This is a genomic window from Leptospira sanjuanensis, from assembly GCF_022267375.1.
In the GTDB taxonomy this organism is placed as follows: Bacteria; Spirochaetota; Leptospiria; order Leptospirales; family Leptospiraceae; genus Leptospira; species Leptospira sanjuanensis.
Genome location: NZ_JAIZBH010000001.1, coordinates 3,827,253 through 3,843,229 on the forward strand (window position 1 = coordinate 3,827,253; position 15,977 = coordinate 3,843,229).

At 45.4% G+C, this 15,977-nt stretch carries 13 protein-coding genes; 6 read left to right on the plus strand and 7 right to left on the minus strand.

What is annotated here, in order from left to right:
* Positions 1 to 138 precede the first annotated feature (138 nt).
* From LFX17_RS17315 to LFX17_RS17340, 6 genes are all read left to right on the plus strand, one after another.
* Complete coding sequence (locus tag LFX17_RS17315) at positions 139 to 969, plus strand: LIC_13355 family lipoprotein (protein WP_238731343.1); 831 nt, start codon at positions 139 to 141, stop codon at positions 967 to 969.
* Between the two features lie 15 nt (positions 970 to 984).
* Entirely contained in the window at positions 985 to 1,590 is a 606-nt protein-coding gene (locus tag LFX17_RS17320) for a DUF6580 family putative transport protein (protein ID WP_238747484.1), read from the plus strand.
* Entirely contained in the window at positions 1,587 to 2,621 is a 1,035-nt protein-coding gene (gene cobT / locus LFX17_RS17325; protein WP_238731345.1) for a nicotinate-nucleotide--dimethylbenzimidazole phosphoribosyltransferase, read from the plus strand. Before LFX17_RS17320 ends, cobT begins: the two co-directional genes overlap by 4 nt.
* Positions 2,622 to 2,626: 5 nt before the next feature.
* The gene (locus LFX17_RS17330; protein ID WP_240009059.1) at positions 2,627 to 3,418 is read left to right on the plus strand and encodes an adenosylcobinamide-GDP ribazoletransferase; all 792 of its coding nucleotides are present in this window, start codon (positions 2,627 to 2,629) and stop codon (positions 3,416 to 3,418) included.
* Positions 3,403 to 3,987, plus strand: coding sequence for an alpha-ribazole phosphatase (cobC, locus tag LFX17_RS17335; protein ID WP_238747486.1), 585 nt, complete (start codon positions 3,403 to 3,405; stop codon positions 3,985 to 3,987). The genes LFX17_RS17330 and cobC overlap by 16 nt, the downstream gene beginning before the upstream one ends.
* A gap of 101 nt (positions 3,988 to 4,088) precedes the next feature.
* A complete protein-coding gene (locus LFX17_RS17340; protein WP_238747488.1) occupies positions 4,089 to 5,120 on the plus strand; it encodes a vWA domain-containing protein in 1,032 nt (343 codons plus the stop codon).
* A gap of 12 nt (positions 5,121 to 5,132) precedes the next feature.
* Here the strand turns inward: LFX17_RS17340 and LFX17_RS17345 are convergent, their stop codons facing one another.
* From LFX17_RS17345 to LFX17_RS17375, 7 genes are all read right to left on the minus strand, one after another.
* Positions 5,133 to 6,755 (minus strand): mucoidy inhibitor MuiA family protein, encoded by a 1,623-nt coding sequence (locus tag LFX17_RS17345; RefSeq protein ID WP_406600713.1) that lies wholly within the window; start codon positions 6,753 to 6,755, stop codon positions 5,133 to 5,135.
* Positions 6,756 to 6,903: 148 nt separating this feature from the next.
* Positions 6,904 to 9,027 carry a DUF4139 domain-containing protein gene (locus LFX17_RS17350; RefSeq protein WP_238747493.1) on the minus strand — a complete coding sequence of 708 codons (2,124 nt, stop codon included), beginning with the start codon at positions 9,025 to 9,027 and terminating at the stop codon, positions 6,904 to 6,906.
* A gap of 97 nt (positions 9,028 to 9,124) precedes the next feature.
* Complete coding sequence (locus LFX17_RS17355) at positions 9,125 to 10,426, minus strand: sterol desaturase family protein (protein WP_238731350.1); 1,302 nt, start codon at positions 10,424 to 10,426, stop codon at positions 9,125 to 9,127.
* Between the two features lie 219 nt (positions 10,427 to 10,645).
* Positions 10,646 to 12,169 (minus strand): OmpP1/FadL family transporter, encoded by a 1,524-nt coding sequence (locus tag LFX17_RS17360; RefSeq protein ID WP_238747495.1) that lies wholly within the window; start codon positions 12,167 to 12,169, stop codon positions 10,646 to 10,648.
* 171 nt (positions 12,170 to 12,340) lie between these two features.
* Entirely contained in the window at positions 12,341 to 14,221 is a 1,881-nt protein-coding gene (locus LFX17_RS17365) for a chloride channel protein (protein WP_238747497.1), read from the minus strand.
* Between the two features lie 66 nt (positions 14,222 to 14,287).
* Positions 14,288 to 15,067 (minus strand): hypothetical protein, encoded by a 780-nt coding sequence (locus tag LFX17_RS17370; RefSeq protein WP_238747499.1) that lies wholly within the window; start codon positions 15,065 to 15,067, stop codon positions 14,288 to 14,290.
* Positions 15,064 to 15,975: a CPBP family intramembrane glutamic endopeptidase gene (locus tag LFX17_RS17375; RefSeq protein WP_238731354.1), complete on the minus strand. Its 912-nt coding sequence runs from the start codon at positions 15,973 to 15,975 to the stop codon at positions 15,064 to 15,066. Before LFX17_RS17375 ends, LFX17_RS17370 begins: the two co-directional genes overlap by 4 nt.
* Positions 15,976 to 15,977: the final 2 nt, after the last annotated feature.

Sequence of the window (15,977 nt, forward strand, 5' to 3'; positions counted from 1 at the left end):
TATAACGAGTGAGTAAAATCACTCGTTATAGAACCTTTTCCCGAAACGGAACAGGTTCTTGCGGTTTGTATTTCTATCGAAGTAAAATTAAGTTTTGGGACAAGCTGTAAATCGAATTCTTCAGACTCGGATATTTTTATGAAAAAAACAATTCTCATTCCAGTATATTCAATTCTCCTTATGGTTCTCATTGTATGTAAAGAGAATGCTACCGATAGTACGGAATCGGTCGTCGGGCTTTTTGCTTTAATTCAGGTTCAGCAATCCGGTTCCACTTCCAGACCTTGCAAGGATAGAATTGCCATCGATCAAACCGGCGTTTACCACGCGAAAGAAATCGTAAGCGCCCCGGCAAATACGAACTCCGGTTTTCAGGATTCGCTCTGCGCCGTTGACGGCGTTTTGGGATTAGGAAGTTTTAACGGCTCTCTCGACGTTTTTACGTTGGATACGAACGGCGCCGGAGCTTCCTTGATTCTCGGATGGAACGGTAAAAAAGTCGAAAATGCGACCGGTGCGGATTTTATCGTGTTCGAAAATCCGTTTCAAGTGAGCGGAAACGTAAACACTGTCTTTTTAGAACCGGTAATCGTCGAAGTCGGTAACGACCAAACCAATTGGTGCGGTTGGAATCCAACGTACACCGGCGGCGGAACGTTCTCGAATAACCCTACCAATTGGCTTCGATTCGCCGGATTGAAATACGTAGATTACAATCAAATCACGAATTCGATGAATTCGACCACTTTATTTGCCTCAGGCGGAGGGGATTCCTTTGATCTCGGGGATGCGAATTTCGGAAATTCGGGAACTGGTTGTAGCGGGGCTTTAAAAACCGAACTTCAAACAAACGGGTTTCTTTATATCAAACTTACGTCCGCAAAAGCGATTCTTACTTCCCTTCCGATTCCTGGTTCCAACGAAAATCCGGACATCGACGGCGTAATCGCCAAACAAGTCAGTCCATAATATTAGGAGAATTGAATGCAACTGTTCGATAACACTTTACGAAATCTGAAATCAAGATTAGCGGCAAAGGATACGATTTCCGTACTCGGGGTGATTCTTTCGGGGATTTCCCGTTTTTTACCGCATCCGTCCAACTTCACTTCGGTGGAAGCCATGACCGTTTACTCGGGGGCAAGAGTGCAAGGTTGGAAGGCGTTCGCCTATCCGATGTTCATGATGCTTGTTACCGATTTTGTTCTATCCAAGATCCACGGCTTCGAATGGTTTTACGAAGGACTTCCTGTTGTATACTGTTCGCTTCTTGTGAACGTTTTCTTGGGGAGAATCTTTTTAAGGAACGACGATAAATTCGTTTCCGTAGCGGCGGTTTCCCTTTTAGCCAGCGTTCAATTTTTTATTCTTTCGAATTTTTCAGTCTGGGCGTTTTCCTCTCTCTATCCTAAAACGTCCGTCGGTTTATTGACTTGCTATATCGCGGCTATCCCTTATTTTGGCGGGACTCTGCTCGGAAACATGATCTACACTCCCGTGCTTTTCGGAATTTTGGATCGTGTTGAATTGAAAGTGAAAGCGAATTTTGCGAACCCCGAGGTCGAGACAGAGAAGGAACTTTCTGTTTGAACTTGAATGAACTGCTTACGAAATTACAAAGTAAAATCGATCTAAAAACCAAACCTCCCGGTTCTCTGGGAGCTTTGGAATCTCTCGCACTTCAAATCGGTTTGATTCAAAACACCGATTCTCCCGAACTCAAAGATCCTCATATTCTCGTTTTTGCCGGCGATCACGGTCTCGCGAATTCCGGCGTCAGCGCGTATCCGAAAGAAGTCACATATCAAATGGTATTCAATTTTTTGAATGGAGGCGCTGCGATCAACTCGTTCTGCAAACAGAATTCCATTCGACTGAAAGTCGTAGACGCCGGAGTGGATTTCGCATTTCCTCACGATTCGGTTTCCATAAATCCGGATTTTATCGGAGCCAAAGTAGGTTTCGGAACAAAAAACATTCTGATGGAACCCGCAATGACAAAAGAAGAATGTGAACAGGCGATCGAAAGAGGAACCTGGGTTTCCACCGAAGCGGTATCAAAGAACTGTAATATTATCGGATTCGGTGAAATGGGGATCGGAAACACTTCCTCCGCAAGCCTGATCACCGCGAGCGTGCTCAACAAGGACTTAAAGGAAGTTACGGGAAGGGGAACGGGACTCAACGACCAAGGTTTTCAAAAGAAGATCGTGATTTTGGAGGAATGTCTCCGCAAATACCAATCCTCTCTCGAAACTCCTTTTGCCGTCTTACGGACGTTCGGCGGTTTTGAAATCGCGATGATGGTCGGGGCTATGATCGATTCGGCCAAAAAAGGAAGAATTCTTTTGATCGACGGTTTCATCGCGACATCGGCGTTTTTAATCGCACAAAGAATGGAACCCGTGATCGTAAAGAACGCAGTATTCTGTCATAAATCCGTCGAACCCGGCCACACATATCTATTAGAAGAATGGAATGCAAAGCCGATTCTCGATCTGGGACTCAGACTCGGAGAAGGAACGGGTTGTGCGATTGCGTATCCGATCGTCGTTTCGGCCGTAACCTTTCTCAAAGACATGGCCTCGTTTGAATCCGCAAAAGTGGATCAAAAACATTGATATCTATGATTCGAGAAGAGTGGAATCGTTTCTGCGCTTCTTGGATGTTCAATACAAGACTTCCCGTTCCCCCGTTTTACGTTTATTCCGAGGCGACGGTTTCCCGTTCTTCTCGTTATTTTCCGCTCATCGGCTGGATCGTTTCCGGAGGAGCGTCTTTTACCACCTTTTTTCTTTCCTGGATCCTACCCGTTGAAATCTCTGTGATCCTCGGAATGATCGCGAGCGTTTTGATAACGGGCGGATTTCACGAAGACGGACTCGCGGATGTTTGCGACGCATTCGGAGGAGGATGGAGTAAGGAAAAAATTTTAGATATCATGAAGGACAGCCGAATCGGAACCTTCGGCTCCTTGGGATTGATCCTTTCATTGGGTTTGAAATATCTTCTTCTGGTGAAATTGTTTCAAATGTCGCCCTGGATTTTTTTATTCGTTTCTTGGTTCGCGCACGCAGCAAGCCGATGGTTCGCATTGGTCATGATGATGTTGATTCCATACGCGAGAGACAACGATCTCTCTAAATCAAAACCGATGGTCAAACGACTTCCCGTTTCGGACTTTATTCTTTCCATTTTTTTCGGATGTTTTCCCGCGATCTATTTCGCGTATCAATATCAGGAAAAGATCATGAATGTTCTCTTCGGATTTTTCCTTTCGTTTTTGTTCGTTCTCTATTTTAGAAGTTACTTTAAAAAATGGATCGAAGGATTTACGGGAGATTGTCTCGGTTTTACGCAGCAAGGAACCGAAGTTCTTCTTTATATCGGAATGACGATCGTTTGGAACTTTATTTAATCCGACATACGACCCCGGATGTTCCGGCCGGAACTTGTTACGGAAGGACGGACGTTCCGCTCCGATCCGATTTTCTCTCCGAATTTTCAAACGTCCTTGAAAAGCTCCCGGCGCTTCCGCAAACTTTTTATTCCAGTCCCAGTTCCCGTTGTAAAAAACTCGCCGAATTCTTAACGGAAAACCGATTCTGTAGTTTGGAATATTCTAATTCTTTAATGGAGTTGAATTTCGGAATTTGGGAGGGAAAACTCTGGTCGGCGATTCCTCGATCCGAATCGGAAGTCTGGACCAAGGATTTCGTCAAAGCGCGTCCTCCCGGCGGCGAAAGCTATCTCGATTTGAACGAAAGGGTTTCCGACTACCTGGCCGAAATTTTAAACACTTCCGAAAATTCTCCGATCGGCATCGTGACCCACGCGGGCGTGATCCGAGCCGCTTTGTGCAGATTGCTGAACATCCCCTTGGAACAAAGTTTTTCCTTCGAGTTGAACTACGGATCGGTCAGCAAAATCGATATTACGAAGAATGGGACAGAATTTTTTTCCAAATTGATCTTTTGGAATCGCTGATTCTTACGCGGCTTTAACATTACGAAAAGGCGAAGTTTTTTTGTCGAAAACCGAACACGCGATAGATAGATTTTTTCGGATTCGCCGATACAATTCTTAGTATGCGAACTTTACTCAAATCCGTTCTTATTTTATATTCTGTATTCTTATTTACGGGAACGGAAATCTCTTCGGAAAACCAAGAGCGGTCCAAATTGTTCATCATCGACGCGTCCGGATCGATGAACGAATATCTCGGAATCTATCAAAAAATCCATCTTGCCAAAAAACACGTTAGTCGCTATGTGTCCGCTCTTCCGACCGAAACCGAGGTCGGTTTTATGGCGTATGGAAATCGAGTTCCGGGTTGTTCCTCTTCGAGATTATATCATCCTTTAGAAGCGGGAAGCCACGACGCGTTTAAGAATCGTCTCTTCGGTTTAACGCCGTCGGGCGCGACTCCTCTGGCGGAATCGATTCGAATCGCGGGAAGCCTGATCTCTCAGAGAAAAAAAGGCACGGAGATCATTTTGGTAACGGACGGCGTCGAAAGTTGTTACGGCGATCCGAAAAAAGAACTTCAGGCTCTGAAACAAAAAGGAATTCCTTTTAAATTTCATATTCTCGGTCTCGGATTAAAACCGAACGAAGAACATCAGATGAAAATTCTAACGGAGGAAGGAGACGGAAAATATTTCGGAATCGAAGACGATTCTTCTTTTTATTCTGCTTTGGATTCTTTAAGAAATCAAAACGTTTCAGCGCCCCCAGGACATCAAACCGATCCGATTCCGGAATCGAACGAAGACCGGATCGTATGGTTCGAAAAAATTCATAGAAACCGGGAATCGGATTCAAAGACTACTTATACGATCGACTTCGGTTTTAAAACACAATCCAATCCTTCAAACTGCGTGGTGTTCAATCTAAAACAAAAGAGCGATTCTTCCAATCGAAACTTGGGTCCGAAACGAATCGTTGCTCCGGAGAGTTTGTTTTTAAGCAAAAGCGAGTGTTTCGATCTCCCTCAAGGAAAAGGAACGATCACGATCGAAATTCCCAATCAGACTTCCTTAATCGGAGTTTTGGAACTATGGGATATGACGGGAGTTCCCGCTTCTCTTGGAATTTCCAAGGAAGAAGAACTCCGCTAAACACGTTAGACGTCACAGATTCAAGTCGTATTCGGAAGGAAAGCTGACCTTATACTTCAAACGGATTTCCTGTTTCTGATTCGGTTTCAGATCGAGTTTCCATTCTAAGATTCCGGAATCCTTTCTGACTTCGTTATAACCGGGCGTCGTATTCGAATCGATGGAGATCTTTACGCTTTCCACGCCGGAAACCGGAATCGATTCCTGAAACGAAATCGTTCTGGATTCTTTCGCGAAATTTTCTAGTTCGACTCGGATCAACTTTTCGATGACCTTCGTTCCCGAAAGAATTCCTTCTTTGGTTTGATTGGATTCTTTTCGATAGATCGCGCGGACTTCGTTTTCGGAACCGAAAGAAATTTCAGCCTTTTCACCCGGACTGATATAACCGAAACTCGAAGTTCCCACCATTCCCGCCTGACGAAATACCGCGGCTTCTCCCGGAAGAATCGGAAACTCCGAAAGATTTTTAAAACTTCCTCGAATGAGCGGATAACGCTTTAACGCGGGGACATACAGGGCTCCGAACGTCGCATCGCTCGTAAACGAAGCCAAGGATAATTTTTTGGACTCTTTTCGGGAAAGAAGCGTTACCGGTTTCGCATAACGGAATAAGAAACCGCTTCCCGATTCCTCGCTTTTTCCGGTCGTCGGCTCCGTACTCGCCTCGGGAGCTTCCGCTTCGGGAGCCACGTTGGCCTCGCCCGCGGTGCTCTGACTTTGGAAGGTAATCAAATTATCCTTGTTCGTTTGTTTCTTTTGATCGTATAACTTCTGACTGGAAAGACGAGGTCTTCTACCGCTTACGTCCGGGCTGGAAGTAGATAACAAAAGATTAATATTGTTCCAATCCTCTCCGCTTTCCTGATTGATTTCGGCGAGATATTCCAGTTCGATCTTTTCCCTTCCTTCCATACGGACCGAATAGAACGGTTTCCAGGAAACTCCTCCGGTTTGATAGGTCAGGTTCAATTTGACTTCTTTCTTTTCCGTTCCGTTAAAACTTACGAGAACCTTCGTAATTCGCGAAGATTTTTCGGATAAGGAAAGAATCACTCCCAACTTGTCCCGCAGTTCGGAAAGTTTTTTTCGAAGATCCTTGATCGAACGGCTGACTTCCTGATTGGAACCGAGCGCGGCATGTATCGCTTGTCGATTTCCGGTAAGGCTTTGAAACCATCGTTTGGAATCGGTTTCGTTCTTTTTATAAAACAGATTTTTCGAGATCATCTCCGTCAGTTTCAATCTCGTGTCCGTCAGAATTCTTCTTAAGTTTTTAAGATTGGAATCTTTGCCTTCGTGCCCTTCGATCTCCTTTTCCAAGACTCGGATTTTCTTTTGAAGTTCCAAAGCTTCTTCGTTATGAATGATCGCTCCGGTTTCGATCCAAGTGCTGGAACCGACAACGGAGGCACCGGAAGCGTCCACGGAAGCGACCAGAGATTCGTCCTGAAGTTGAACCGGAAGATTTCGAATGATGAGTTCGTTCACACCCGGTTCCAAATTGATCCTTCCGCTCCTCAAAACACCGGCCGAGGATTCGTATAAGGTCACATCTTGAACCTTGAGTTCGACTTCCCTTGCGCTCGTTTCGGAAACAGCAAAAATTCCCGCCAAGAAGAAGATTGCAATCAGCGGATAACGTTTTTCGTTCCGCAGCTTTCTCGAAAAACTCGGAACAAGCTTCTTTACGGAAGAATTCTCCCGTTTGTCCGCGAAAACTCCGCACGTATCGGATGCCTGTTTCAACATTGAGAATATTCCAAAATTAGAATGTTTCATTTTAATATCCTCCCGAACCCGGAGTGCGGATCAGACGATTTTCCGCGGGATGACTGACCGAATATTCGAACTCGATCGTTTTCTTCCCGCCGGCCGGAAGTTCCATTTTGTAGGTAAGAATTCCTTCCTCGTTTTTAACGGGAACGTCTTTGCCGAATTCGAATTTGATTTCCACGCTGTCGTCCACGGTATAAGGAACGCGATCGATCAAAGTAAGGTTCGCGTTTCGTTTTTTACGGTTCTTGATATCGATGCTGACCTTGTATTTGATTTTTGTTCGCGATGAAATCACTCCTTCTTTTTGTTCGAAAGAGGTTTCTCTTCGATTCACGAGAATGTCGCGATCTTGACCGAGTTCCATACGGATCGCTTCGCCCGGTTTACTCACGCTCACGATCGTGTTTCCTAAAAGAGTATTTCCCGAAAAAACTTCCATCGGTCCCGCAAGCAAAGGTTCTCCTTCCGAGTTCGAAGCCTCGACGGTAAGATAAGCTCCCGATCCCGCCAACGGAGAAGAGGAATATCCCGGCGTCAAAGAAAGAGACTTCTTCTTTAGAAAAACCTTATTGAGGGAACGATCGGATGGAATCGTTTCCGAAATTCCGGATGCGTATTGATAATCGAAACCTTCCAAAGGAGAAGGAGGAATCAAACCGCCGGGAACTTTTTGCGAGGAAAGAATCAAACTTCCTTTGCGGAGCAATTCTTCCGTGTAAGTTTCGATCGAGTTCAATTCCTTACGGGAGAAGTCCGAAAGTTTCGAAAACTTTTTGAGAGCTTCCTGTCCGTAATAGTTCGCCTGATCGTATTGACCGTTGTTGAAGTTGTATTGCTGATTCGCTAAATCTGTTTTCAACTGATTGAGATTGTCTTCGGTGCGGAGAGAATTCGCTCGATTGGAATAATTCTGCTGAATAATCTGACGCGATTGTTCCATCGGAGCCGGTGCGTTTTTCGCCCGCTCGTTGTTTTGTGCATAACCGTCGGCTTTGGAAGGAGCACGTTTGCTTAATTTGCCCGTGGCCTTGAGTTCTTCCTTTTTCTTTTCGCGTGCCACTGCTCCTGCACTCGGTGCGACATCCGCACGATCATAGGCGGCTATCTCTTCATTGTCATTGTAAACTTGTTGTTTCGTTTCATCAACGGAAGATTGCGTTTGAATTCTCCACTCGCGAACGATCGGAAGATCGATGTCCAAGTCCGGATTGGAAGCGGTAAAAAAAAGTTTCACCTTATCCCAATCTTCTCCCGTATCGTTGCGAACGAGAGCGAACCAGCTCAAATCTCCGCTTCTCGATTCGTCCGTAAGCTGTAGCGAATACCGCGGAAACCAGCTCGCCCCGGGAATCAGATATTTGTATTCGATCAAAGCTTCCGCGTCTTCGGAAGTTTCGGTTTCGAGATAAATTTCCTTTTTTTGTTTCGCTTCCAGTCTTCCCAGATGATCCAAACGAGCGTCCACGACCAAACCTTCTTCGCGGACCTGATCCAAGGTTTCCAATTTTTTTTGGCGGACTGCGGACAACTGGTTTAGATGTTCTTGATATTGTTTTTGAAAGCCGGATAAAAATTCGGGATCTGCGATTTCTTCCTGAGGCGCCGGATCTTTTTTTACGACCGGAGAAATTTTTACGATCGCCTTTTCCTCTTCGATCAATTCCTGAATTTCGGAACTCAAAAGTTCGATCTGATCGTTGAGGATCTCTTGTCGCTTTAATAAAGATGCGATTTCCTTCGTTCTCGCCTTTCGTTCCACGCGGATCTTGCCGCGAATTCCGCGGATCTTGATCTTCTTGGAAGAATCCGGAAAACGAACCGAGATCGTTCTTTCGGAAACCATCTCGGGAATTTCTCCGAGATAAATTTCGGAACTTCCCGCTTTGATTTTGGCGCGAAGATTTCTCGTAACGTACGCAAAGCTGGAATACAGAACGACGGATTGAATTTTCGAAGGATCGGGTTTATCAACGGTCGCCGTCGCAACTCTTTCCCCCGCCGCGGGGTCGACGTCTTCGGTTTCATCCTGACCGCGAGCGGGCGGTGTCGTTAGAACGATTATGGTAAGAATTAAGATTGGAAATAACTTTTTTTCGATCCGCAACGATCGAAAGGGATGTCTTCGCATACGGGTTTTCTCCAGGAAACCGGATTTCTTCTTCACGAAAAGAAACACCGGCTCCCGGAAAGGGTCAACCGTTTTCCCTAAGGGTCGAAAGCGGATTTCAGAAAGTACTTTGTGTTTGGGGCTTTTGACCTCGAATCGAAAAGAATCGTTTCTGACTGATTAAAAAACCGCCGAAGATCGCAAGCGATACGATCGATCCTATCTGAAGAATTCTAGGCAAAGCGAGAATCCATTCGTTGCTCAAAAACAATGTCAGCTTTTCAACACCGGTAAAATCCATCGGAAAAAGGAATGAAATAGCCGCTATGGAACTCATCCTTACGATTTCGGAAATCAAACCGCTCGTCTTGGTTTCAAAGATAGCGCTGATATTCCAGAACGTCCAAAGAATATAAAACCCGAGAATCAACATCTCCAGTAAAGGAAGTTCTTTCTTAAATTCGATATAAATCATCGATGCGCCGATTCCCAACGCGAATTGAACCGCGGAATACGTCATCAATGTCGCGGGAATTTCCGTATTAAATTTTTTGTATGTTTTCCGATCGATTTCGGGAGGTGTGAGAAATTCGCCCAGATCGGAGGGCTGCCAGCCCGGAGGTTTGAACCAAACCAGAAATTTGTCCTTCCAATTTTTCGTTTTCCAAGCCATCCTCGCGAGATCCTCGAATTGATGAATTTGTGCGTGAACGGGACTCCAAGTCTGAAGCGGTTTTACGATTCCGTAAATCGGCTCGTCCTCCTCTTCGATATACGTTCCGAGCATTCTATCCCAGATTGCGAACGTGCCCGCATAATTCTTGTCGATGTATTTCGGATTCCGCGCGTGGTGAACCCTGTGTTGAGAAGGTGTGTTCAGGATATACTCTATAATTCCGAGTTTGCCGATCAAACGAGTATGAATCCAAAATTGATAAGCGAAATTGATCTGGATACAAAGCACGAACATCAAAGGGGAAAATCCGATGATCGCCAGCGGAAGATAAAACGGAAGGGAGAAAATATTCTGAAAGATCCCTTGTCTTAACGCGGCTGTGTAATTGTAGTCCTCGCTTTGATGATGAGCAACGTGCGAAGCCCAGAGTATGTTGACCTCGTGACCCAGACGATGGTACCAATAATAACAAAAATCCGCCAGAACGTAACAAGCGATCCATCCCCAAATGGAGGTATCGGAAATTCGAAATATTCCAAAATTCTTATACACCCAAGCGTAAATCGCGACTAACCCCACGGTTATGAAAACCGTAAAGACCTGCATATAAATTCCGGCGGTTAAATTGCTGACGGAATCCTTAAAACGATAAACCGGTTTCTTAACCGCGTATCCTACGATTAGCTCCACGACCAGCAGCACAAAAAAAACGGGAGTAATCAGCTCGATGAGATTCTTTTCCATTAGAGTTCGCTTCCTTTCCTCTTCACTCGAGAATTTACGTTGCAAGGTCCATAGATTCCTTAAGGAATCCATGGACAACGAGCGCAAAATCCTAACTCAAAGTGGCTCTGTAGCGAACGCTACTGTCAACAAAAAAGGCGAACTATAAAAATACAATCGGCCAGGATAACCTAACGTACGTTATAGATAAAATATTAAAAACGAATGGATTCTCTTTTTTTAGAAGAAAAGAGTCATGGAAACTCCAATCGTCCAGATATAACCCCCGTACGAATAATTCGGATTTCTTTCCGTTGGAACGTATTTATTGACTTCCATCGCTTTCAACTGGTGATTTTCGATCACGACGTCGAAGACGATCGGTTTACGGAGGCGGTTCATAAACCGGAACGTTGTCGGACTAAATATATAGGAAAACCCTAAGCTGAAAATATTCCGATCCGAATCCATCCAGTTGTTGGCTCCGGGCATCGCAGGAAGAGGGGTGGGTTTGGTCGCGAAACCTACCCTTGTTTTTAAGAATTTAAACAGTGAGTATTCCGCCCCGATCCGAAAGTTCGTCGTATCATGGAGGTAAAACGCTTCCGAATATTTTTCCTTAATGCGCGACATTTTGAACTGACTCCAGATTTCGCGGTTCGCATCGAAACTAAGAACCAAACGATCGTTCGGGCGAAATGCAATCCCGTACGAGAAAACTCTCGGGTTGAATCCGTCCAAGATTGCGAGATCGAAGTCCAATTGGATTCCGAGCAAGGTGGTTTGAGCTCTTGCGGGAACGGGATCGATTTGTGCGACTGTTTCCCGTTTGTAAGAAGCTCCTAAACTGAATTTACCATACGTAAACTGTAGACCGTATGTCGGATTGACGAGAGGTTTTACGGTAAGAATCACCTGTGAGTTTGCCGAAACGGGATCAGGGGAAATCGGAACGTCCTTCATCAAAATACTACCCGTACCTCCGGCGGTTGCGGTAAAACCGACTCCCGCAAAAAGACGATCCTTCCAAAGTTCAAGGCCGAGACCTCCCATAATGGTCGGCCTTTCGTTGCTGATCCCCTGTTGCAGATAACGTGGAACGGTTGGATTCTGATCGTTGAGAGTCATCAGATTTCCGCTGCCCGGAACAAGAGCGTTGATCCCGAAACGAAGACCTCTCCCGAGATCGAACATATCGTTCAAGTTGAGAGTCAATCCGAGACCGACAAAACTATCTCTGATTTTCGTAATATTCTGATTTCGTGGGGCATTCGTGTGCGAGGTAGGATTCGCATAGTGATATTGAAAACTGACTTCGTGAACGTTTCGTTCCGGACGACTGAGCGGCTTATACTTTAAAACGTCCTTTGTAAAACCTTCCTTTGTATCTGTCCAAAGGCGTTTGTACCAAGGTCCGGTTGCAACGATCGGTTGGGTAGCCGGGTCGACCGCAGCGGGATCTGCGTTGGGCGGAGTCAGCGGAGGAGCATCCTTGTTTTCAGGATTTTCCGCACCGCTGGTTCGGGCTTCTTTTTCGATCGAGGCAAGAATCAAATCCCCTTCGGAAAGCCTTCCGAGTCCGGCCGGATTGTAAAACACAGCGGACGAGTTATTGACGATCGCCGTAACCGCGCTTCCCATCCCCGCGGGGCCCGGATGCGCGCCGTAAATGTCCCCGTAACTTCCGGCTTTGATTTCTCTCGCAAAGCCGATTCCTAAAAGTAAACCTATCCCGAACGTTCTTTTTAACTTGAGAATTTTCAATTTCGCCTGCCCTCTTCATCCCTCTCAAAGGAACCAAAGATACATTTTGACTTCTATGTTTCGCTGATATTATTATTAAATATCAGTTATTTTTAAAAAGTTCTGATTATCTTATAGGTCGATACTTAAAAAGTCGAGAAAAAAATTGGAGCGTACGTTACAGTCAATGAGTTATGTTTCATTTTTCAGGAACGAAGGAAGCGATTTCGCGCTTTTGGGAAATGTGTTTTCGAAATAGATTTTCATTAAATCGGCAAAACGCAGATAACCGATAAAACGAGCCTCATCAACGATCGCAATTTTATCCAAGTCCTGATCGATTAGATTCTTCAGTAAACTCGCCAAAGAATCGTCCAGAGTTCCGCAAGGAGCCGAAGTGTCCGTAACGTCCCCGACCGTAATCAAATTCCCGGCGACGTTTCTGGATTCGAGGGTATGCCTTGCCTTCCGAAGAGAAAGAATTCCCAGATAGCGATTGTCCCGATTTACGATCACGTAATCGCTCGCTTGAATTTTAAGCGCTTCCTCTTCGAGTTCCGAAAGCAATCGATTTTCCTGCGCGACCGCGATCGTGCGAAGTCGGTTCCTGCAACTTCTCACTTGAATCTCTTCCAAAAAATCCCGATTCATATCCCAGAAATGAGCGGGAGATTGAAATCTCGTTTCTTTCTGAGCGCGGTACAAACTCAGCTTATGACTCAACACGAAGGTCAAAATCGAAACGACCATCAACGGAGGAAGCAGAGTATAACTTCCGATCATCTCGCAGATCATAATCATTCCCGCGATCGGCGCACTCGCAACCCCCGCGTAAAACGCACCCATCCCTACTAAGATAAACGAAGCCACGGAAAGATCCGGATATACAAGAACCTTTGCGAGAGTTCCCACTCCTCCTCCGAGCATTCCTCCGATAAACAACGAAGGGCCGAACATTCCCGCGGATCCTCCCGTTCCGATCGTAAACGAAGTGGTAAGAATTTTCATTCCCGCTAAGATGAAAAATAAAGCGACCAACCAAAGGCCGGTCGTTTGAAACATCGATGAAAAAATTCCCTGCGTTCCGACAGGATCCTTTCCGTCTAACGCGACTTGTAAAACGCCCGCTCCGGTTCCGATCGTCTCCGGCAGAAAAAGTCCGACCGTTCCGATCGCAATTCCACCTAACGCAGGTTTGATGATCGGAGAAATTTTTAGACGGATCGAAAAGCTCTGCACCTTCCTAAAAAATCGAATGAAAGCGTCGCCGCATAAAAAACAAAGAACCCCGAGTCCCAAGTAAAAGATCAAATCGGTATATCTTGAAAATTCCGTGTCCGCTACTCGATACACCGTATTAAATCCGTTGAGAGCGCAGTAAACCAAATACGCGGAAACAGAAGAGATAATACAGGGGATCAAAGAATCGCTTTCGATGTCCTCACGATAGATCATTTCGACCGAAGTCAACGCTCCGCCGAGCGGGGCATGAAAGATCGCTCCGAGCCCTCCGGCGGTTCCCGCAAGAAGCAAGGTTCTTCTTGCCCGTGCCCCTGCCTTCAACAGAGTCGCAAGCAAAGATCCGAATCCTGCTCCGATCTGCGAAATCGGACCTTCTTTTCCTCCGCTACCGCCGCTCGCAAGAGTAAAGACCGTAGCAACGGATTTAATCAGTGAAACGACGGGATTCATTCTTCCTTCCTGATTGTGAAAGGAATCAATCATCGCATCCGATCCCGTCCCTCCCGATTCGGGTGAGAATCGATTTACGATCCAACCGGTCAACAAACCGCCGATGATCGGAAGAAAGAACAAAAGCCAAGGACGATATTCGTTCGAAAAAGGAATTCCCCAGTGAAGCACGTCGTTTGAGTCGATCAAAAATTCTCCCGAAGCGTGAGGCAGAGAAAGTCCGGCGGCGCGCTCCAGAAATAGATATTCCGAGACCGCGAGAATTCTCGAGAAGACAAAAGCGCCCAAACCGGAAACGATTCCGGTAAGAATACAATAAAAGTATAACGATCGTCTTCCGCTGATTCGAAAAATCGGTTGTTTCACTGTATCCGTATTCATATTCATGGCGATCGTCTTTATAAACGAAAAGGGCGATCTTATTTTCGAAAAAGAAATTCTAAAAACTTAATATTTATACGTGTAAGACAATTCCACCAAACGGTTATGCGTCGTCGTATCCTCGATCGCTCCCGTCATCCGATACAATCTCGGAACCACAAGGGCCGCGACGAAAATCCCTCCGTACGGGGAATCGAATACGTTTCCGCTCGGGCCTTCTTTGTTGAGAAGATTGTCCATCATGCTCTTTTTCGGAATGCTGTTCATCGCAAAATAATACGCAAGACCGCCGATCAACAAATCGGAAAGCAGGTAAAAGGAAGTCCTTGAAAACGTTTCGCCGGAAGTATAAACGGGGGATTTTCGAGAGTTATATAAAACGGAAAACGCGGGTGAAATCAAATTCAAACCTTGAGAAACGATATGGGACTTTTTTTCCAGCTTTTCGATCTTCTCATCCGGATTCGTTCCGGAAGAAGGAGTGCCGATTCCGGCGGCATCCTTTCTCTGTAATTCTTCCTTAAAGTAATTCCGAAACACCTTTTCCATTCCGCTTTTAGGAGCCTCGATCCGCATAATGCTGACGTTGTCGCGCTTTGCAAATTCTCCCAAATAAACGTTAAACGAATACCGGGAATACCAAGGGTTCGTATAATGATATTTAAATCCTTTCGTCTTCTTGCTGAACTTTACCGAACCTTCCGCGAACTTGTTCAACGCCGCGGAAACCCTCATGTTGTTTTCTTCCACGTTTCCTTCGAGTTCGATCACCTCGGAGGCGCCGAGAGAATAAGCCGTCAAAAGATAAACGATTCCGATCGGAAGGAGTTTGTATAAACGTCTCACTGAATCTCCCCTCCTTTGATATAAGCGATCAACAACATGATGGAATTGTAACTAACGTGCGCGGAAATGGAATACCAAATATTTCCGGTTCTCAGATAAAAAAGTCCGAAAAACATTCCCACAAAGCTGAGAAGAATCGGAACGCTTACGGATGTTTGTCCGCTGTAATGAACCAAACCGAAAACGACGGACGTAAATAAAAGACCGGGCATTTCCAAACCGCGGGCTTGGAATTGTTTCAGACAAAATCCGCGGAAGAAAACCTCCTCCACGATTCCGGTGATCAAACCTACGCTGTAAAGCGACCAGAGCAATAAGGCGCGATTCCCTTTCATTTCTTTGAAAAGCGCCTCTTGAAATTCGTTCGGAGTCTGTTTGCCGAAAACTTTGGTAAGAAAAAAACCGAATACGATTACGAACAAAAAGACCAAAGCGCCGAGTCCGGCTCCGGTAAACATAGTCTTGAAGTCGAAAGGATCGCTGAGGTTGGCGTATTCCGCTTTAAAGAATCTCACCAAAATAAAATACGCGGGAAGAATAAAACAAAGGGCCCAGATCAATCGGTCCACGATCAAAAGCCAGGGTTTTTCCTTAACCATCACATCGACATAACGATGATAGATTTGTTTCGTATCGGTTTGGATTTCTTTCTGAAATTTTTCGGCGGTCTGTTTATAAATTTCCGCTCTTGTTTCCCCGTCGAGATACGGGAAGTCGCTCGGAAGTTCTTTCGAAATCAAAACGGTAAGAACGATCGAAGTCGCGATCAAAGGAAGAAGGATATATGTTCCAAGAATCAAAACGAGAAGCTGTTGAAAGGCGATAAAAACCGGTTCAAAGGGTTTCTTTTGCGGATTGCCGATATTTTCTAAGGATTCCATTGGATCGGGAGTCTCGGTTACAAGCATTT